This is a genomic window from uncultured Desulfosarcina sp., assembly GCF_963664155.2.
GTDB lineage: Bacteria > Desulfobacterota > Desulfobacteria > Desulfobacterales > Desulfosarcinaceae > Desulfosarcina.
In genome coordinates, this window is sequence record NZ_CAXXXH010000002.1 from 1,038,420 (window position 1) to 1,058,108 (window position 19,689).

Consider the following 19,689-nt stretch of genomic DNA (forward strand, 5'->3'; position numbering starts at 1 on the left):
TGATTAAGTTCACGTCACTAAAGTGTCCCTGTTCGTAAATGTAGTGACGCACCGAGATTGCCGAGGCGCCCGGATCGCAAGGCGAAAGAAGCGACAACAGCAGCGCTGTTGGCACGCCGAGCAACGCTGCGAATCGGGTGCATCGGCGATCGAATGCCATCGTATTTATGAACCGAGGCAATTAAAATCGATCCCACCGCTTTAACGGCCCACTGCCTTGACACGTCATTATACGGAATGATTATTGGAGATGCTCATGCCGCTTGGTTAACCCGACTTCGGTTATGGGTAACGGTTTAAAACCCGACGTCAAAATAACTTAAGCGGCTGACTTCCGATCAAAATCCTGCTCCCGGACCACGTCCGGAAGGCCGAAAGCGGCTCATTTCCCGCGACGGGCCGCGGAGAGCTTTCAGGATGACGGCGTATCCCCGTTCAACAATCTCCGATGATTCTCATCGGCTTAAATTATAAGGAGATCGACATGAGCGTACTCGTAGGAAAACCCGCACCGGATTTTAACGCACCGGCGGTTTTGCCCAGCGGTGAAATAGTGGAAGATTTCAAGCTTTCCAACCTCAAAGGTAAATATACGGTTCTTTTTTTCTGGCCATTGGATTTTATATTCGTCTGCCCCACTGAAATCCTTGCCCACAACCGGCGCATGGACGCCTTTAAGCAGCGTGGCGTTGAAGTGGTGGGTGTTTCCATCGATTCTCAGTTCACCCATTTTGCCTGGCGAACCACGCCGGTGAAAGCGGGTGGCATCGGACCGGTTCAATTTCCAATGGTGGCTGACGTGAAGCACGACATCACCCGCGCCTTTGGCATCGAGCATCCCGAAGCGGGTGTGGCCCTGAGAGCGTCCTTTCTTATCGACCGGGATGGCACGATTCAGCATCAGGTTGTCAACAACCTTCCTTTAGGCCGGAATGTGGACGAGATGCTGCGTATGGTCGACGCACTCCAATTCACCGAACAGTACGGTGAAGTCTGCCCCGCGGGCTGGAATAAAGGTGATGAAGGCATGACCCCCACTACGAATGGAGTTGCCGATTATCTTGCCGCCAATGCCGAAAAGCTGTAAGGTCAATGGGTGGACAAAAACCCCCTGGCTGTGGCCTGGATCAGGCAACAGCCAGGGACATGGCGCCAACCAATTCAATGAACCTAATCAACTGATTAAATGTTACGGATCCGCATCGACAGTATCACCGATTCAGGATTGAATCTGGACGAAAGGGAGGATGCAGCCCGATTGCCCCTGCTCAATACCGTTGCCGGCGAGGGGGGGCTGCGTTTTATCCATCCGGTGCATGTGCGCATCCACGCGACGCTGTCCGGTGAAACCGTTCTAATCGACGGTATTGCTGAAACCGTGGTTCGCATCCCGTGCAGCCGCTGCCTCGAACCCTTTGATTTGAAGATTAAGACCGATTTCTCAGCCACTGCCGTGCCGGAAATTCAACCCCTGATCGATCCTGAACCCGCGGATGAGATCGAACTTGCGGCCGATGATATGGACGTCATTGCCTACAGTGGGGACAACATCGATCTTCGTGATGAAATTGCCCAGCAGATCATCATGGCCCTGCCCTTCAAGCCCCTGTGCCGAAACGCATGCAAAGGCTTGTGCAGCCGCTGTGGTGCAGATCTCAACCAAACACCCTGCCAGTGCCGTCCCCTTGATGAGAAAAGCCCCTTTTCAGTTCTCAAAGCACGCACTTTCCCCAAGAAACAGGAATAGACCGCTATGTCCTTGCAACTCATAGCCAGGGATCTTTACCGATTTCAACAGGCGGTGGATCGGTTGGAAAAAGAACTGGCCGACGCCCCGCCTGCCGGTCGCGATGCCCTGAAGCTCAAACTGGCCCGGGCCAAGGCCGAACGGGACCAGATAAGACGGATGCTGGACGGTCGTTTGGACCGCTGATTACAGAGATAGTGCAAGAATGAACCGTTTTCAACGGATGTTGTCCGCGATGACAGTTGACAACCAGCAGCCAAATCCGGTATATGCCACCATCCGTTTCAACCCTAAAACTATTATTCTTAAAAAACGTTTTTTTTATTTTTTTGATTGGTTAAGATTCATTTAATCAATCGCCAGTTAACCCTTACCTATTCAGGAGAGCCCATGGATTTTAAGCGTCACATTGAAACCGCCTGGAATCTGACCCTTGGCAATGTCGTCTCGCTGATTCTCATGACCCTGGTTATGGTGGCGGTGAGTTCCCTAACCCTGGGTATTCTGGCCCCGGTCACGATGGCCGGCTACACCCAGAGTCTGCTCCAGTTGATCCGCAATGGCCGGGAACCCAAAGTTCAGGACCTCTTTGCCCACATGAATCTTTTTCTTCCGCTGCTGGGATTCGGCATCGCGGTTTTCGTGGTCACCGCCATCGGATTCATGCTGCTCTTTCTGCCCGGCATCATCATCGTTGTAGGGGTCACCTTCTGCTGCCTCTACATGATGCCGTTGATGACCGACAAAAACATGGGCATCGTTGATGCGATAAAGGAAAGCTACGCCATGGGCAGACGCGGGGAACTGGTCGATCACGCGGTGGTGGTGATCATTTTCATGGCCATCACCATGATCGGCGGGACCGTCTTCATCGGTGTGCTGTTCACCCAACCACTGGCAACCCTTTTTCTGCTCTCCACCTACGAGGAAAAAATCAGTGCCACGCCGCCCCCGGCACCTCAGCAGCCATAACCGATTGCCATCCAACAGAAAACAGGCGGCATCGGCGAACCACCGACACCACCTGTTTTTCCAATATGTTTAAAATCAGTTCCCGGATTTGCGCTTCAACAATTTTTCATATGCCGCACCGAGTTTGACAAAAGTCTCCGGATCACCGCCTTTATCAGGATGATGCCTCAAGGCCAGTTTGCGATACTGCCGGGTCAGGGCGCGGCAATCCATCTTTTTCAACGCATCCGCACTCACACCGAACAAGCGAGAGGATTCAGCCAGGCTGACCCGAACGCTTTCCGGCGGCCGATGGATCCGGTGGCGGTTCATGAAATCCCGCAAATATTCCTGGAACGGATCTCCGGAGGGAAAACAGCTGTCGAAATACATGACCGCGTAACGCACCAGATGTTGGCGCAGGCCGGACTCCTCATCGCTGCCCATCCAGAATGACTCATCCCGGTTAAGTACGCACAGCATATTGACGAAAAAACGGTCCATCCGGTCCCGATCGAGCCCTGCAGGATGGCTGCGCGCAAAATATTCACTGAAAAATTGCTGCAGGTCAAAAATCTGATACGTGTATGAGGAAAGTTCATCAGGCTTGAGAAACCGTTCCGCTGCCCTAAAATCGTACTCAATCTCATCACGGGATTTGTGCTGAAGACATGTATATAACCGTTCCGGCGCGCAACCCACATCCCTGTGGTCTACACAGCCCAGCTTTAAATAATGCAGGCGGAACCGGTCAAACCAATGGATGGCGTCAGCCGGTGTACAAACATCGGAAGGCGAACGGGAGCGCGATTTTCGATCGAAGCCATCAATCACCCGCCGGATGTGCGGGGGCAAAAATGGCATGAAAATAGGCTCCAGGTCATCCTGTGAGACAGAAATTCCCTGCTCGGCGATGGCGTCTTCCACTGACGGATCGATGTAAAATCCATTTCCACCGGGATAGACGATAAAGCGCGACGGATCGTCACCCAGATCGAACAAGTCCCGGCTGCGATAACAGTGGCCATCAGCATAGGATTGCCGAATCAGGTACCGGCAGCGTTTAATTTTATCTGGCAAACGGGCAAGATACATAGGGTTGCGTCCTTATGCAGGCCATGGAGTTATAAAAAACAAGATAACCGTTTTCGGCGTAAAGGCAACTATGACCCGATGGTAAATATCAACTAACCCATTTCAAATTAATAAGTTACAGCAGTATGCAGACATAAATCCGATGCCATTCGAGATGATGCACGGTTGACCGAATCCGGGTAAACGGATATAGGCTCAGCCAGTTTGATAAACTTTTTTTGTGAAGATCGATCTCTCCTGACAACAATAGGCATTCATGCAACCTATCACTGATCAAACGACGATCAAAAAACCTTTCCCGAGCGACCGAGTCAACCTGAAGGGTGTCATCGCCGTTTCCATCGCCCACTTCATCCACGACGTCTATTCCAGTTTTCTGGCACCGTTGCTGCCGCTGCTCATCGAAAAACTCTCCATGACCCTGACCCAGGCAGGACTGCTCTCCACGGTGATGCAGCTACCCGCGTTGATCAACCCATGGATCGGTTCCCTAGCGGACCGTATCAGCGTTCGCTGGTTTCTCATTCTGGCGCCGGCACTGACCGCCGTCCCCATGAGCCTAATCGGCATCGCACCCACCTACGGCGTGCTGCTGACTCTGATGCTGTTTGCCGGCATCAGCGTATCCGTGTTTCATGTGCCGGCTCCGGTAGTAGTGGCTCGCATGTCCGCTAACCGAAAAGGCCTGGGTATGTCTTTTTTCATGGTCGGCGGGGAAGCAGCCCGTGCGGCTGGACCGATGGTGGCAGTGGGCATCGTTGCCCTGATGGGGTTGGATGGCTTCTATCCGGTGATGGTGGTAAGTTTCGTCTGCTCTGCCCTGCTTTTCTTCGCTACCCGTGACCTTCCGGTGACCAGAACCGCCAGGACACCGGTGCCGCTGAAACAAACCTGGCGGGACATGCGCCCTATCCTGATGCCCATTACCGGCATCCTCGTGGCCAGGGGTTTCATGCATGGCTGCATGGCCTCGTTTCTGCCTACCTTTATCGCCATGAACACGGGAAATCTGTGGTTGGCCGGTGCCGGACTGACCATCTTTGAAATTGCCGGCGTGGCGGGAGTCATGGTGGCCGGCTCCCTGAGCGACCGCATTGGCCGCCGACGGATGCTGACCCTGTCGCTGCTGGGTGCACCGGTATCCCTCCTGGCGTTTGTCTGGGTGGATGGCTGGCTGGCATATGCCATGCTTGTCCTTACCGGTTTCACCTTGTTGTCCACCACCCCTGTCATGCTGGCGCTGGTACAGGAAAACGCCGTGGAGAGCCCTTCTGCCGCCAATGGACTGTTCATGATGATTTCATTTCTGGCCCGTTCTGCGGTGGTGGTAATCGTCGGTATGTCGGGAGACCTGATCGGGTTGAAAAGCACCTATATCATTTTTGCTCTGGTTGGATTCATCGGCCTTCCCTTTGCCTTTAAATTGCCCGCCGACAGCAAATGAAAGGCCCCGTTCAAAGAGCCTTTCGCCAATTTTGGGGTATGGTATCAGGGCGGGCACACGGACAAAACCGGGCAGGCCACACCCCGGATCACACGGTCAGTAGTCGAGCCCAAAAGCATCGTCTCAACCAGTGAATGCCCCCGCACACCTAGTACAATGAGGTCGACCTGGTGGGCCTCGGCGTAAGATTTCAGTGCCTGAAAAGGTTTGCCGGCCTCACAGGCGATCTCAACCTTACACCAGTTGTGGGCGTCTGCCGGCACCAGGTTCTCCAAACGCTGTCGACAGCCCGTGGTCACTTCGGTTAGTGCCTCTGTTTTAATGGATTCCGGCAACATGGCGTCTCGGTAGACAAAAGGCTCCACGACGTGCACCAGGTGGATAACGGCTTCGAACTCCTGGGCCATGCTGAACCCGTATTCCACGGCTCTTCCTGAGTCTGCTGAAAAATCGCATCCAACCATGATCTGTTTGAAGCCGAATCCTTTGAACTGTTTTTCAATCCTGCCTGCTTTTTCAGGCGGCGTGACGACCAGTAACGGACACGCGATGGTTCGCAACAGCCTTTCGGTGACCGAACCAAGAAACAATCGTTTAAGCCCGGTACGCCCATGGGTGGATACGATGGCCAAATCCGCTTGTTTCTCAACTGCCAATCGGCACAAGGTACTGGAAACGGGTCCGGTTTCCACGACGACTTCCCACTTCAGCGCGCTGTCCTTGACCAATCCTTTGATCTGATCCATGGCACCGGTCTTCATTTCCTCGATCTGATCCTCCGGGTAAACAAAGGCAGCCCCATGCATGGTAACCAGAGGCAGATCGATCACATGACAGATAAAAAGCGTTGATCCGAACTCCTTGGCCATGCCGATGGCTTGAATGACGGCAGAATTGGAAAAATCAGAAAGGTCTGTGGCGCAGAGAATACGCTGAACATGGATTTTCATTGCTCACCTCCTTGCTTTTCGTTTTACCGAACTTGAAAAATTAAACCAGCCTTTGAATCCAAAGAGAATAGATACAATCGGGCATTTTGAAAATCCTGCCGCGTGAATGGATCGGTTTAACGGAATGTTCAATGTGAGCTTCTGCTTAATATACAATAGCGGCAGCGGGTGCTGCTTGTCAAAACAAATCCCGATCCTGTCAGTATTGTTTTCAAGCAATATTTGCATTGATTCTTGCGTTATAGCCATGAAGTGGGTATGTAATTACGTTTTGACGACTGGCAGAAGAAAAGACTATCAATGTTGATATTTTTTGGGCAACTGCGGGCCCAATGTAAAAATCGTTACCTTCCCTGATATGGATAGACACCCCCTTATCGCCGTCGTCGGGATGGACGGTATCTTTCCCGGCGCTCCGAACCTGGACGTATTCTGGCAAAACATCGTCAATGGGATCGACCAGTCGGCGCCGGTTCCGGAAAGCCGCTGGATCGCCCCTTCGGAGGATCGGCTCAGCACCACCCTGGTGCCGGATCGTCCCTACTCCCGGCACGCTTGCCTGATCCATGATTTCAGTTTCGATCCCGGCGCATTTAAGCTGGATCCGGAATTGACCCGGCACCTGGACCCGTTCCAACAGCTAACGCTCACCGCCGGAAAACGCGCTTTCCATAATTGTGTAACCGATCCGGTTGATTATCACCGCATCGATACTATTCTGGCAGCCATTGCCCTGCCCACCGACAGCGCTTCCGCCTTTTCCCGTCAAACCCTAGGCAGGGCCATTGAACACCGCCTGTTTCCCCATGGGCCGACGGCTCCGGCTGCGGTGACCCGCATCGAAGGCCTGGCCAGTCGGGTGGACGGCCTGCCGGCGGCTCTCCTAGCTGCAGAAATGGGTTTTGGCGGCGACTGTTTCACTCTGGATGCCGCTTGTGCATCTTCCATCTACGCGGTCAACCTGGGATGCAATGCACTGGCTGCAAACCGGGCGGACCTGGTCGTAACCGGAGGGGTCTCGCGACCCGAATGTCTATACACCCAGACCGGTTTCAGCCAGCTCCAGGCCCTGTCCGCATCGGGCCGCTGTTCACCTTTTGACAAGCGGGCAGACGGCCTGGTGGTGGGCGAAGGGGTGGGCATACTGGTGCTGAAACGTCTGGCCGACGCCCTCGAACACGGCGATACCATCCACGGTGTAATCCACGGCGTCGGCCTGTCCAACGATATGCGCGGCAACCTGCTGGCCCCGGAGAGCCGAGGCCAGGTCCGCGCCATGGAAATGGCCTACCGTTCCGCCGGCTGGCAACCAACTGACGTGGATCACATCGAATGCCACGGCACCGGCACCCGAGCCGGCGATACCACGGAGATTCAGAGTCTGGTTCAACTGTGGAAAGGTACCTCTCCAGATGCGGGCGTCTGCGCCATCGGTTCCGTCAAATCCATGATCGGCCATCTGCTGACTGCCGCCGGTGCGGCCGGCATGATCAAAACCCTGCTGGCCATCAAACACCAGACCCTGCCGACCTCGATCAATTATGAGCAGTGCCCTTCTGACAGCCCGCTAAAAAGCAGTCCATTCAGGGTGCAGACCCAGGCAGCGCCCTGGAAAAGCCGCGCTGCCGATATCCCCAGACGGGCAGCGGTCAGTGCCTTCGGCTTCGGCGGCATCAACGCTCATATTCTGCTTGAAGAATGGCTGTCGCATTCGTCTGCGGAACCATCCACCGGTTTCCGACGGTCATCCGTCCATGAAAAACCTGCTGCTGAGTCCCCTGAACCGGTGGCCATCGTGGGTATGGATGTAACTCTGGGAGCGCTGACGCATTTGAAATTATTTGAAAAAGCTGTACTTCAAGGAAACAGCACCATCGCTGACCGGCCCTCTGGTCGCTGGAAAGGGGCCGATGCGACATTCGTCAAGGCCCTCGGCGGCTTCAATCCCAAAGGGGGTTATATCGACAGTGTGGCCGTGGGTATCGGCGAATTCCAGATCCCGCCCAACGAAATCAACGACATCCTGCCCCAGCAGCTGCTGGCCCTCAAAGTGGGGGCCGGCGCCATGACCGATGCGGGCCTGCCTTTGCGTGAACCGCGTAACCGCATGGGAGTCGTCATCGGCCTCGGATTTGATTTCGAAGCGACCAATTTTCATCTGCGTTGGCAGCTTTTCAGGGCAATCAGGCGCTGGAACTTGTCGCATGGTCTGAATATGGACGACAGGACCATGGATCAATGGATGCAAAACCTGCGGGAACAATGCGGCCCGCCCCTCACCCCGCAACGGGTCATGGGGGCTTTAGGGGGTATTGTCGCCAGCCGCATGGCCCGGGAATTTCGCTTCGGCGGGCCCAGTTTCGTGGTCTCAGCCGATGCCGCCTCGGGAGTAAAGGCGCTCCAGGTTGCCGTAGATCTGCTGCAGCAGAACACCGCCGACGCCATGCTGGTGGGTGCGGTGGATCTGGCCGCTGAAGGGCGCAGCGTGGTTCGCATGGATCATTTTTTGCCCCTTTCACGGACCAATACGGTCCGCCCCTTCGATGCCTCGGCCGACGGAACGCTACCCGGCGACGGGGCGGTGGCCCTGGTGCTCAAACCGCTGGCTCAGGCCCGGATCGACGGCAATCGCATCTATGCCGTCATCCGCGGCATCGGCAGTGCCGGCGGTGACAATCCGTCAACGGGCAGTGTAAAGGCATCGACTTACTGCCGCTCACTGTCCCGATGCTTCAACTGGAGCGGCGTCTCTGCCGACGCTGTGTCATATGTGGAAGCGCACGCCGCCGGTATACCGAACCGGGACCGCATGGAGATCGCCGCCCTTGCCGATTTTTTCAGCAATCACGGCCAGGCCGATCCGTCAGCGGCCGTCGCTTTGGGATCCACCAAACCCATCACCGGGTTTACGGGCGCTGCCGACAGCCTGGCATCCCTGGCTAAAACCGCACTGTGCCTGCATCATCGCATTCTGCCACCTTTTGCCGGCTTTACTCGACTGCCCGATTTACCGGAAGGGCTTGCGAAAGAGACGAATCCGTTCCACTTGCCGGATCATGCACAACACTGGTATCGGGATCGGAAATGCGGTCCACGAACCGCCTGCTGCGCATCAATCACCCAGGATGGCAATTGCAGTCATGTGCTGCTTCAGGAGTATGAAGATATTAGCCCAACGATCGAAAGCGCCGGCCCGGCGCCGGTCATCGATACCCGCGCCGGTCTTTTCGTGGTCACCGGACAGACACCCCGGCAACTGATTGAAGGCCTCTCAAGAATGGAGGTTTTTTTATCCCGCACCCACGGTCAGGTTTCGGTTGAATCGACCGCCGGCCGCTGGCTGAAAATCCGCCCGCCGGAGCCCGGCCATCAGCTGGCCGTCGCCCTGATCCTCAAGCCGGGCTATGAGTACAGTCCGGTGTTGAACCAAGCCCGCAGGGCCATCACATCCGGCGAGTCGGATCCGTTTTCTAAACAGGTATTTTTCAACAGCCAACCCATCGGAGCCGAGGCTCGGATGGCCATGGTCTACCCGGGCTCAGGCAACCACTATTTAAGCATGGGACGCGATCTGGCCCTTCTTTTTCCGTCGATTGTCAATGGGATGGACCGTGAAACCGAAAGATTGAAGACTCAATTTCGACCCTGGAACCTGATGCCCTGGCGACGGTCATGGCAATCCGGATGGGAGGGGGATGCCATCTCCCGCCTCAATACCGATCCCCTGAACATGATTTTCGGGCAGGTGGTTTTCGGTGATCTCATGACCCGTGTTCTCGACCGTTTTTCCATCCGTGCAGATGCCGTCATCGGCTACAGCCTTGGTGAATCCGCGGCCCTCTTCGCCCAGGGGGTGTGGTTGGACCGCGGCGACATGCTGGATCGAATGCAGTCAACCGACTTGTTTGCCACCCAGCTTTCCGGGCCCTGTCTGTCCCTGCGCCGGGCCTGGCAGATTTCGGAGAACGAACCCGTGGTCTGGCAGGTGGCGGTGGTCAACCGGCCGAAAAAATATGTGCAGGAAACCCTCGCGAGCATACCCCGCGTACGCCTGCTCATCGTCAATTCGCCCAGTGAATGCGTTATCGGCGGGTTGGAAAAAGCGGTGGCGCAGGCCGTTACCGCCATGGACTGTCAGGCCGTATTCTTAGATGGCGTGGTCACCGTTCACTGTGATGCTGCCGGCCCCGTAGCCGATGCCTACCGACGGCTGCATCTTTTCCCGACCATTTCCAAACCAGGTGTCGATGTGTACAGCTGCAGTTGGGCCGCAACCTATGAGGTTACATCGGACAGAGCAGCCGATTCAATTGTAAAACAGGCAGTTGAAGGCTTCGACTTCACGCAAACGATTAAACGTGCCTACGCCGATGGTGTCCGGGTTTTCATAGAGGCCGGCCCCCGGGCATCGTGCACGCGCATGATCGATCAGATCTTAATTGATCAGCCCCATCTGGCCGTAGCCGCCAACCATGGCAGCGAGAACGAAATCGCCTCGCTATTGCGATGCCTGGCCAGGCTGGCCGCCGAGCGGGTACCGATGGATTTGAACCCACTTTATGCCGGCCTTGAATCCGCCTCCGCGCCGAATCAGAGCAATGAACGAAAGATCGTGCTGGTCCCTGTGGGCGGTCACATGCTCTCCCCCAGGCTTCCCGAACTGCTCACGAAGGGGAAACCGCACAAACCTTTACCGCCCGCATTTGAAAAACTCGACGGGCTGCCAAAGATGTCCGAATCCATTCAACCCGTGAAGAGACCGCGATCGCCATCTGACAATGTCCCTTCTTCCGGTGAACAGTGGACGCAATTGCTGGAGACTTCCCGCCAGAACATGGAAACCACGGCCAGCGCTCACCAGCAGTTTCTCGACCTGTCCCGGGACCTGATCCGCAACTTTGCCGAAACCTTCGACTTGCAGACTCGCCTGTTGGAGATGGGCGCCCGCCTGCAGGATGATCTCCCACAGGAGCCGATTACTCCGGGAATAGCTTCACCGGCACCTCCAAGCCCCCCTGCGTTTGACCGTGAGATGTGCATGGCATTCGCCATCGGCAGCGTGGGCCGGGTATTGGGACCGGCCTTTGATGTGGTGGACACCTACCGGGTAAGGGTGCGCTTACCCGACGAACCCTTGATGCTGGTGGACCGCATCGTATCACTGGAAGGGAAAATGCTCTCCATGGAATCCGGCCGGGTAGTCACCGAACACGACGTTCTGCCCGGCGCATGGTACCTGGACGGTGATCGCGCTCCGGTTTGCATCAGCGTGGAGGCTGGTCAGGCCGACCTGTTTTTGAGTGCCTACCTGGGTATCGACCACCAGGTAAAAGGAGAGAGGGCCTATCGCCTGCTGGACGCGGTGGTGATCTTCCACAGGGAGTTGCCCCGCCCCGGTGAAATCATTCGCTACGAAATCACCATCGACCGCTTCGTGCGCCAGGGAGAGACCTGGATGTTCTTTTTCCGCTTCGAAGGCTATATCGGCGGCGAACATCTGATCAGCATGCGTGACGGCTGCGCCGGTTTCTTTACCAAAGCCGAGGTAGCGAACTCCGGCGGCATCATCCTTACCAAGCAGGAATGCGCACCCGTTCCCGGCAAATGTCCGCCGGACTGGCAGCCACCGGTTCCCATGACCCGGGAGTCCTATTCGGAAAACCAGGTTGACGCCCTGCGCCGCGGCGATTTGGCCGCCTGTTTCGGCCGGCAGTTTTCCGGCATCGGCCTGTCGGACTCTCTGTTTTTACCCGGGGGACGGATGCGCCTGATTCACCGCATCATGGAACTTGACCCCCAAGGCGGTCGCTACGGATTGGGACTGATCCGGGCCGAAGCGGACATCCGCCCTGACGACTGGTTCCTCGTCTGCCATTTCGTAGACGACATGGTCATGCCCGGCACACTCATGTACGAATGCTGCGCCCACACCCTGCGGGTCTTCCTCCAGCGCTTGGGTTGGGTGACGGACAAGCCCGGCGTGTGCTACGAACCGGTGATCGGCAATGCTGCCCGGCTCAAGTGCCGCGGTCCGGTCACACCGGCCACCCGCCATGTGCACTACGAAATCCAGATCAGTGAAATCGGATACGGTCCCGAGCCTTACGTCATTGCCGACGCCCACATGTCCGCCGACGGCCGACCCATCGTCTTTTTCAAGGATATGTCCATGAAAATGACTGGAACCAGCCGTGAGGAGATCGAAACCGTATGGCGCGAACGAAAAATTCGGGCGGCGATGGTCGATGAACCGACGCCACCTGCCGACGCCCTGTACGACCGGGCCTCGATCCTGGCCTTTGCCGTAGGGAAACCTTCCGAGGCCTTCGGGGAGCCCTACCGCATCTTCGACGAAGGCCGTAAAATCGCCCGCCTGCCGGGACCGCCCTACTGTTTCATGGATCGGGTGATCCAGGTGGAACCCGCCCCCTGGACGCTGAAGGCCGACGGATGGATGACCGCCCAATACGACATCCCTGAAAAAGAGTGGTATTTTTCCGCCGACCGCTCCGGTGTCATGCCCTTTTGCGTGCTGCTGGAAATCGCCCTGCAACCCTGCGGGTGGCTGGCGGCCTATGCCGGATCTGCCTTGCGCAGCCAGCGGGACCTGAAGTTCCGCAACCTGGGGGGCAGTGCCGTCCTGCATCGGCAGGTGACGCCCGGCACCGGGACCTTGACCATGCGCTGCCGCATGACCAAGGTGAGCGAGGCGGCGGATATGATCATTGAAAATTTCGATTATGAGGTGCTTGCCGGTGACGACCCGGTTTATACGGGTGACACCTATTTCGGCTTTTTTTCCGCAGAGGCCTTGAACGAACAAAAGGGCATGGGGCAAGCCGATCCCATGGTCCAGTCCATGCTGCCCTATTCCGACAAAACGGACGGTGCCTTCACCCTATCCATGGCACCTCCGCATACACCCGAATCCGCCTCCGGAATGGCGGTATCTGCCGATGAACTGGCACTGCCGGGCAAAGCGTTGATGATGATTGATCGTATTGACGCCTGCTTTCCGAAGAGTGGGGAATCTGGGTTGGGCTATATTCGCGGTGTTAAAAAGGTGGACCCGGACGAATGGTTTTTTAAAGCCCATTTTCACCAGGATCCGGTCTGCCCCGGCTCCCTGGGGATAGAATCGTTTTTACAGCTGATGAAAACGGTGACAATGCAACGGTGGCCCCATCTGGCGGCGACCCACCGATTCCGCATGGTGGAAGGCTGCCGCCACGGCTGGACCTATCGTGGACAGATTGTCCCGAAGAACCGAACCATTGTCGTGGAGGCCCTGATTACCCATGTCACCGATGGCCTGTCCCCGAGCGTCCGGGCCAATGGCCTGCTCAGTGTGGACGGCCTTCCCATCTATAAAATGGAAAATTTTGAACTGGCCCTGGTTTCAGCGGCCGACAATTCGTGCTCATGAAAAAACTCAGTCTGCCGGTCGATCCGAAGGATTTCCAGCATCTCTACCCGTTTCAGTCCCATTTCCTGAATCGCAACGGATTGCGCTATCACTTTGTCGATCAGGGAGAGGGCGATCCGGTGGTCATGGTTCACGGCAACCCCACCTGGTCCTTTTTCTTTCGCCGCCTCATCAGCGCCCTCACTCCCGACTATCGCGCCATCGCGCCGGACCACATGGGGTGCGGCTTGTCCGATAAGCCCGACAAAGGGGACTACGACTTCCGGCTAAAGAGCCGTCTGGATGATTTTTCGGCACTGATGGATCATCTGACGCTGGATCGGGTTACCCTCCTGGTCCACGACTGGGGCGGCATGATTGCCATGGCTTGGGCCGTGGCCAATCCGCATCGGGTGGCACGGTTGGTCATCACCAACACGGCAGGATTTTTTCCGCCAGGGGGCAAGCGGATCCCTCTGCGACTGTGGACGATTCGCAACCTGGGCGCATTGGCAGCACCGGCGGTCCTGTATGGCAACCTGTTTGCCAAAGGAGCGATTTTCATGGCACCCAGAAAGCGGCTGTCCGCTGAGGTCATAAAAGGCTTGCTGGCGCCTTATAATTGTCCGCAAAACCGGATGGCCACCTTGCGCTTCGTCCAAGACATCCCAATGAAACCCGGAGATCCCGGATTCGACATCGTCAACCGGGTGGACCGAGGACTGGCCGCACTGGCCCATATCCCTATGCTGATCCTCTGGGGACGACACGATTTCGTGTTCGACGTGGATTACTACAACGAGTGGTGCCGGCGGTTTCCGAAGTCTGAAAAACACCTGTTCGACGATGCCGGCCACTATCTGCTGGAAGATGTGCCGGAACGAATCATCGTATTGGTAAAAAACTTTCTGGTCCGGCACTCGGAATAGAATCGAATACCTATGGAAACAACACCCACATCGCCTGACCCCGGCAGCATCGTCAACGTGGCCACCTACCTGCGCACCATGGCCCGCATCCAGCCTTACAAGCGGGCGGTGGTCTGCCCTGAAGGCCGGGACAGCCAGGGTCGAGTGGCATACACCCACCTCACTTTTCGCCAGCTGGATATCGAATCGGATTGCCTGGCCAGGGGCCTTGACGATAGAGGAGTCAGCCGCGGTGTGCGTACCATCCTAATGGTCAGGCCCAGCCTGGATTTTTTCTCCCTCGTCTTTGCCCTGTTCAAGGTGGGGGCCGTTCCCGTTGTAGTGGACCCGGGAATGGGCGTCTCCCGGATGTTAAACTGCCTGAAGGAAAGTCAGGCCCAGGCCCTGATTGGCATACCCGCCGCCCATGTGCTGCGCACCCTGGCCCCCGGGAATTTCAAAAGCGTCAAAACCTTCATCACCGTGGGCAGCCGCTGGTTCTGGGGCGGCCTCACCCTTCGCCAGGTGCGCAGCAGGTACTGGGAACCTTACCCTATGGCTGACACCCGGGCTGATGAAATCGCCGCCATCCTCTTTACCACCGGGAGCACCGGTCCGGCCAAAGGCGTGATTTACACCCACGGGGTCTTCGATGCCCAGGTACGAAACATCCGCGCCCAATTCGGCATCACTCCTGACGAAATCGACCTGCCCACATTCCCGCTTTTCGCCCTGTTCGACCCGGCTCTCGGGATGACGGCCATTATCCCGGACATGGACCCCACCAAACCGGCCCATGTCAATCCGGAACGGATCATCGAAGCCATCGTCAACCAGGGCGTCACCACCATGTTCGCCTCCCCGGCCCTGCTTAACCGTGTAGGCCGCTACGGCAAGGAAAAAGGCCTCAAACTTCCCACCTTGAAGCGGGTGATCTCCGCCGGCGCTCCAGCCACACCGGCCAATATCGAACAGTTTGCCGCCATGCTGATCGATGACGCGCAGATACATACCGGGTACGGCGCTACGGAGGCCATGCCGGTCAGTTCATTGGGCAGCGACGAGATCCTCAACGAAACCCGAAAGCTCAGCGAACAGGGCTACGGCATGTGTGTGGGCTCGCCCATAACTGGCATAGACGTTCGCATCATCCGCATCACTGACGGCCCCATTGCCCGGTGGACCGACGACCTGGCAGTGCCGGACGGCGAGATCGGGGAACTCACCGTCCGCGGCGACCAGGTCACCCGCGGTTATTTCGAACGTCCCCGGGACGATGGGCTGTCCAAGATCGCCGATGGCGATACCTTCCTGCACCGCATGGGAGATCTGGGCTGGATAGACAAAAAAGGGCGTATCTGGTTTTGCGGACGAAAAAATCACCGGGTGATCACCGAAAAAAAGACCTTGTTCACGATCCCCTGCGAGGCCATATTCAACAATCACCCCCGCGTGTTCCGCAGTGCGCTGGTGGGCGTAGGCCCCCAGGGGCGCCAGCGGCCGGTGGTCTGTATAGAACTGGAACCCGGCGACAGCGGAAAGGATAAAAAAAGCCTGAAAGAGGAACTTCTGGCGCTGGCCATGACCAGCCCCATCACCGAAGGCATCGAGACCATTCTGTTCCACCGGGCCTTTCCCGTTGATATCCGCCATAACTCCAAAATTTTCCGGGAAAAGCTGGCTGTTTGGGCGGAAAAAAATATTAAATGAGCAGCTCAACCAAAAATATCTTAGTCACCGGCGGCGGGGGGTTTCTGGGAAAAGCAATTGTCCGGAAACTTCTGGCCAAAGGGCATCGGGTGGCCAGTTTTTCGAGGAGTTCATACCCGGAACTAGATGCTATCGGGGTCACCCAGATTGCCGGTGACCTCGCCAATGCCGGCGCCGTCAAGGACGCCGTACGTGGAAGGGATGCCGTTTTCCATGTAGCGGCCAAACCCGGGGTGTGGGGCACATTTGAGGATTTTTTTCAGCCCAATGTGACCGGCACGCGACATGTCATCACGGCCTGCCGATCCTGCCGCGTACCCACTCTGGTATTCACCAGCAGCCCCAGTGTGGTGTTTGATGGCGGGGACATGCAAGGAGTGGATGAGTCGGTTCCCTACCCGGCCCATTACCATGCACCCTACCCGCAAACCAAAGCCATCGCCGAACAGGCCGTGATGGCCGCCGCAGACGAGAACCTGAGAACCATCGCCCTGCGGCCGCATTTGATCTGGGGGCCGGAGGACAACCACCTGGTGCCGCGTATCATCGCCAGGGCCGAAAGCCTGCGACGGGTGGGCAACGGCCAAAACCGCGTGGACACCATATATGTCGATAACGCCGCCCGTGCCCACGTGCTGGCCATGGAAGCGCTGGAAAACAACCCGACGGTTTCCGGCAAGGTCTATTTTATCAGCGACGACGATCCCATCGGCCTGTGGGAGATGATCGACCGGATACTGGAGGCCGGCGGCAAGCCTCCCGTGACCAGAACCCTATCACCCAGGACGGCCTATTGGCTCGGCGCTCTTTTGGAGTGGAGCTACCGCACCTTCGGCATTAACGGAGAACCCCGGATGACCCGCTTTGTTGCCCGTGAACTGGCCACCTCCCACTGGTTTGACATTTCAGCGGCCAAACGGGACCTGGGATACTCGGCGGGAATTTCCATCGATGAGGGGATGAAGCGGTTGAAAACCTGGCTGACGAAATCCGCTTCCCCATCTGCCTAAAAAAATGGTAGTATTTCGGTTGAAGGCTGATTCTTACGACAATCCAAGTAAACCAAGGAGTGTATCCGTGGAACTGACCGATCTTCTTCCCCTGGAAAAATGGACCCAACTGGAAAATGAAATTCATGAACGCTCGGGACTGGAGTCCAATGTCTTTAATACCGACGGCATCCGCATCACCGACAATAAGGTATGGGTCAATCGGCTCTGTCCGGCCATCAAAGCCACCGATAAGGGACAATCGTTCATCTGTGCGGTGGCCCACATGAACCTGGCCAACCAGGCCAAGGATGAGAAGCGGCCCGTGATCGAAGAGTGTGACGCCGGGTTGATGAAGATCGTAGTACCGATTTTTGTAGACGGGGATTACATCGGAGCCGTGGGTGCCTGCGGGCTTCTGCCTGCAGGTGGCGAGGTGGATTCGTTTCTGGTGAATAAAATGACGGATATCGACGAAGAAAGCATCGAGGCATTGTGCGAAGATCTTGCCGTCATCGAAAAGAATTCGGCCGAGGAAGTCGCCCAGTTCATCTGGGAAAAAATCGAAACGGTGGTTTCTCAAGCCTGAGCCAGGCAACCTTCGATTGCTCACCCTATTCCGCAGCGGGATGCGGGAGGCAAGCAGACAGCATGAAATCAATTACACTGAGCATTCTTCTTATTTGTGCCATTCTGGTGGCATCACCATCAGCAGCCGGATCCGATACCGACAATACAGCCGACCACCCGCCAACCTGGAGCCGGTTCTGGCAAGGCATCGCCGATGACTGGAGAAAAATCGGCAAAGACGCCAAAGAATCTGGTACTGAAGCGGGTAGGACCGTCAAAGAAGAATTCCAGAAAATACCCGAAAACTTTAGCAAAGGCATCGAATCGGCCAAGGAGGATTTTAAAAACGGCACCGGCTCGACGATAGAACCCCGCAGAGAAAATGGAAAATAAACCATCCCACCTGGCCGGTCACGATTCCTTCCCTGACGACCGATCGATATCCACGATCTTTCCCATGGGGTAGTCCATTGTCTCGTATCGGGTGATCCCCATCAGTTTGCGGGTGATTTCCCCCATTTTCATGACCTGCACGCTGATTCGGTTCACCTTTTCATATCCGGGGTCTTCCGGCTTCATCTGCATCAGCAACAGCTCGGCATTTCCCGCTGCCGCCTGCAGGGGTTGATTCAGTCCGTGGCAAACGGCCCCGGCCATTTCAAGGGCGCCTTGGACTTTTTCCTGCTCATGCAACCGCGCTTCCACCGCTTGGCAGCGGCTGATCTGTTGCTGCAATTGAAAAAAGGCGAATATGATGCCTGCAAGGCCGACCGACCAAACCAACAGGTGCCAGAACACCATCGTTTTCCGGGACCCGCCTGCATGTCCGAAAAAGGGTGCTAAGGGTACCAATGCACTGATTCCGCCTCGGATATCGCCCTCTGCGTAACCCTGCTCGGCATGGCACTTGAGGCATGATCTCTCGGTAATTAAGGGGCGCATGAAGCGCAAATAAGACTGTCCATCCATTTGCTCTACCGTACTGACTTCATTCGCACCCCGGACAAAGGACGTCAAGGCTTGTGCCTCCCAGGAATCGGGACGATTCTCTGGCCGGATCGGGTTGAGGCTGGTGATATGCCCCGTGATCCCCTGCATTTGACTGGAAAGCTCGTGATTCTGTCTCGTCATAGTGGCCGGATTGACCAGAGTCAGGCGACGTCCTGTTGTGGTTTCAATCTCCCGGTCCTCCATTTTCAGATAGGGGTTGGGTTGGGTGCGCGCTGAACTGGCGACATAAACGCCCCCTTGAATGGCGTTCCACCGCCGAAAAACCACATCTTTTTCAAAAGCGGTACGTGCCTCGATGCGCGCGAATTCCAGGATCTCATGCTGTTGGGCCGAGTGGTTGAGTAGTAAAGATGCGGCAATCAGAAAAGTCCACAAGATGCCGGCAAGAATTCCGTGCAGTCGAAATGAAACCATCTTTTTTATCCGGGCATCATCCGGCGCATATGTTTTCATCGCGACACCACCGACCGTCTTTTTTTCGTAAGGAGCGGTGAAATTCCGTATTCATCGAAATGCATGATTTTTTTTCTCACGTTGATTATGATTTCCACAGCGCATGACCAATCCCAAGAAAAAGGAAAGCGCTTAGCTTCCTATCGGCATCTTCCATTGATTCTTTAACTTCGATTTGAATAGATAAGGAAAAATTGACCTGCAAAGACAAGGGGTTGTCTGCAACAGACACCCCATGTTGGCTATTTTTTTGCTTTTGTGCCGAAGTTACAAGGTGTGCGGCATACAACGTCTTGCTCCTGAGCAGGATATACTTTAAGTTTGTGAAAATTATGGCGATGAATAGGATACGTCTATAGGTTCTTGGAACGACATCGTTTTGCCACTGCAGGGCGCCCACCGGATGCCATCAGGGTTTTACGCGATGCATGGCGACATGAATGCGGGAATTTTGGG

The 19,689-nt window shown here is 56.2% G+C and carries 15 protein-coding genes; 11 read left to right on the forward strand and 4 right to left on the reverse strand.

All coding sequences use genetic code 11. From position 1 onward, the window contains the following. Positions 1–484 precede the first annotated feature (484 nt). The 4 genes from ACHZBS_RS28810 (at position 485) to ACHZBS_RS28825 (ending at position 2,719) form a co-directional block, all read left to right on the forward strand. Entirely contained in the window at positions 485–1,087 is a 603-nt protein-coding gene (locus tag ACHZBS_RS28810) for a peroxiredoxin (RefSeq protein WP_319409985.1), read from the forward strand. A gap of 99 nt (positions 1,088–1,186) precedes the next feature. Further along, a complete protein-coding gene (locus tag ACHZBS_RS28815) occupies positions 1,187–1,747 on the forward strand; it encodes a DUF177 domain-containing protein (RefSeq protein ID WP_319409986.1) in 561 nt (186 codons plus the stop codon). A gap of 6 nt (positions 1,748–1,753) precedes the next feature. Continuing rightward, positions 1,754–1,933: a hypothetical protein gene (locus ACHZBS_RS28820; protein WP_319409987.1), complete on the forward strand. Its 180-nt coding sequence runs from the start codon at positions 1,754–1,756 to the stop codon at positions 1,931–1,933. A 204-nt stretch (positions 1,934–2,137) separates the two neighbouring features. Next, positions 2,138–2,719 carry a hypothetical protein gene (locus tag ACHZBS_RS28825; RefSeq protein ID WP_319409988.1) on the forward strand — a complete coding sequence of 194 codons (582 nt, stop codon included), beginning with the start codon at positions 2,138–2,140 and terminating at the stop codon, positions 2,717–2,719. Positions 2,720–2,794: 75 nt separating this feature from the next. On the opposite strand, the gene ACHZBS_RS28830 is transcribed toward ACHZBS_RS28825, so the two are convergent. After that, complete coding sequence (locus tag ACHZBS_RS28830) at positions 2,795–3,793, reverse strand: DnaJ domain-containing protein (RefSeq protein WP_319409989.1); 999 nt, start codon at positions 3,791–3,793, stop codon at positions 2,795–2,797. 256 nt (positions 3,794–4,049) lie between these two features. On the opposite strand from ACHZBS_RS28830, the gene ACHZBS_RS28835 reads away from it, so the two are divergent. Beyond that, positions 4,050–5,237, forward strand: coding sequence for an MFS transporter (locus ACHZBS_RS28835; RefSeq protein WP_319409990.1), 1,188 nt, complete (start codon positions 4,050–4,052; stop codon positions 5,235–5,237). A 44-nt stretch (positions 5,238–5,281) separates the two neighbouring features. On the opposite strand, the gene ACHZBS_RS28840 is transcribed toward ACHZBS_RS28835, so the two are convergent. Then, positions 5,282–6,187 carry a universal stress protein gene (locus ACHZBS_RS28840; RefSeq protein ID WP_319409991.1) on the reverse strand — a complete coding sequence of 302 codons (906 nt, stop codon included), beginning with the start codon at positions 6,185–6,187 and terminating at the stop codon, positions 5,282–5,284. Between the two features lie 358 nt (positions 6,188–6,545). Between ACHZBS_RS28840 and ACHZBS_RS28845 the strand changes: the two genes are divergently transcribed. From ACHZBS_RS28845 to ACHZBS_RS28870, 6 genes are all read left to right on the forward strand, one after another. Beyond that, positions 6,546–13,613 (forward strand): beta-ketoacyl synthase N-terminal-like domain-containing protein, encoded by a 7,068-nt coding sequence (locus ACHZBS_RS28845; protein WP_319409992.1) that lies wholly within the window; start codon positions 6,546–6,548, stop codon positions 13,611–13,613. Beyond that, a complete protein-coding gene (locus ACHZBS_RS28850) occupies positions 13,610–14,521 on the forward strand; it encodes an alpha/beta fold hydrolase (protein ID WP_319409993.1) in 912 nt (303 codons plus the stop codon). Before ACHZBS_RS28845 ends, ACHZBS_RS28850 begins: the two co-directional genes overlap by 4 nt. Positions 14,522–14,533: 12 nt before the next feature. Beyond that, entirely contained in the window at positions 14,534–16,210 is a 1,677-nt protein-coding gene (locus tag ACHZBS_RS28855; protein ID WP_319409994.1) for a fatty acid CoA ligase family protein, read from the forward strand. Then, positions 16,207–17,220, forward strand: a complete 1,014-nt coding sequence (locus ACHZBS_RS28860) for an NAD-dependent epimerase/dehydratase family protein (RefSeq protein ID WP_319409995.1) — start codon at positions 16,207–16,209, stop codon at positions 17,218–17,220. Before ACHZBS_RS28855 ends, ACHZBS_RS28860 begins: the two co-directional genes overlap by 4 nt. Positions 17,221–17,287: 67 nt before the next feature. Beyond that, on the forward strand, positions 17,288–17,788 hold the full coding sequence (locus tag ACHZBS_RS28865; RefSeq protein ID WP_319409996.1) for a PocR ligand-binding domain-containing protein: 501 nt from the start codon (positions 17,288–17,290) through the stop codon (positions 17,786–17,788). Positions 17,789–17,850: 62 nt separating this feature from the next. Next, positions 17,851–18,162 carry a hypothetical protein gene (locus tag ACHZBS_RS28870; protein WP_319409997.1) on the forward strand — a complete coding sequence of 104 codons (312 nt, stop codon included), beginning with the start codon at positions 17,851–17,853 and terminating at the stop codon, positions 18,160–18,162. Positions 18,163–18,180: 18 nt separating this feature from the next. Here the strand turns inward: ACHZBS_RS28870 and ACHZBS_RS28875 are convergent, their stop codons facing one another. Then, positions 18,181–19,233: a DUF3365 domain-containing protein gene (locus ACHZBS_RS28875; RefSeq protein WP_319409998.1), complete on the reverse strand. Its 1,053-nt coding sequence runs from the start codon at positions 19,231–19,233 to the stop codon at positions 18,181–18,183. 85 nt (positions 19,234–19,318) lie between these two features. Next, on the reverse strand, positions 19,319–19,522 hold the full coding sequence (locus ACHZBS_RS28880) for a hypothetical protein (protein WP_319409999.1): 204 nt from the start codon (positions 19,520–19,522) through the stop codon (positions 19,319–19,321). Between the last annotated feature and the right edge of the window lie 167 nt (positions 19,523–19,689).

Bases quoted from the DNA above. Each gene is read 5' to 3' on its own strand.
- ACHZBS_RS28840 (WP_319409991.1), bottom strand. From the start codon at position 6,187: ATGAAAATCCATGTTCAGCGTATTCTCTGCGCCACAGACCTTTCTGAT.
- ACHZBS_RS28820 (WP_319409987.1), top strand. From the start codon at position 1,754: ATGTCCTTGCAACTCATAGCCAGGGATCTTTACCGATTTCAACAGGCG.
- ACHZBS_RS28835 (WP_319409990.1), top strand. From the start codon at position 4,050: ATGCAACCTATCACTGATCAAACGACGATCAAAAAACCTTTCCCGAGC.
- ACHZBS_RS28830 (WP_319409989.1), bottom strand. From the start codon at position 3,793: ATGTATCTTGCCCGTTTGCCAGATAAAATTAAACGCTGCCGGTACCTG.
- ACHZBS_RS28815 (WP_319409986.1), top strand. From the start codon at position 1,187: ATGTTACGGATCCGCATCGACAGTATCACCGATTCAGGATTGAATCTG.
- ACHZBS_RS28810 (WP_319409985.1), top strand. From the start codon at position 485: ATGAGCGTACTCGTAGGAAAACCCGCACCGGATTTTAACGCACCGGCG.
- ACHZBS_RS28855 (WP_319409994.1), top strand. From the start codon at position 14,534: ATGGAAACAACACCCACATCGCCTGACCCCGGCAGCATCGTCAACGTG.
- ACHZBS_RS28875 (WP_319409998.1), bottom strand. From the start codon at position 19,233: ATGAAAACATATGCGCCGGATGATGCCCGGATAAAAAAGATGGTTTCA.
- ACHZBS_RS28825 (WP_319409988.1), top strand. From the start codon at position 2,138: ATGGATTTTAAGCGTCACATTGAAACCGCCTGGAATCTGACCCTTGGC.
- ACHZBS_RS28850 (WP_319409993.1), top strand. From the start codon at position 13,610: ATGAAAAAACTCAGTCTGCCGGTCGATCCGAAGGATTTCCAGCATCTC.
- ACHZBS_RS28860 (WP_319409995.1), top strand. From the start codon at position 16,207: ATGAGCAGCTCAACCAAAAATATCTTAGTCACCGGCGGCGGGGGGTTT.
- ACHZBS_RS28870 (WP_319409997.1), top strand. From the start codon at position 17,851: ATGAAATCAATTACACTGAGCATTCTTCTTATTTGTGCCATTCTGGTG.
- ACHZBS_RS28845 (WP_319409992.1), top strand. From the start codon at position 6,546: ATGGATAGACACCCCCTTATCGCCGTCGTCGGGATGGACGGTATCTTT.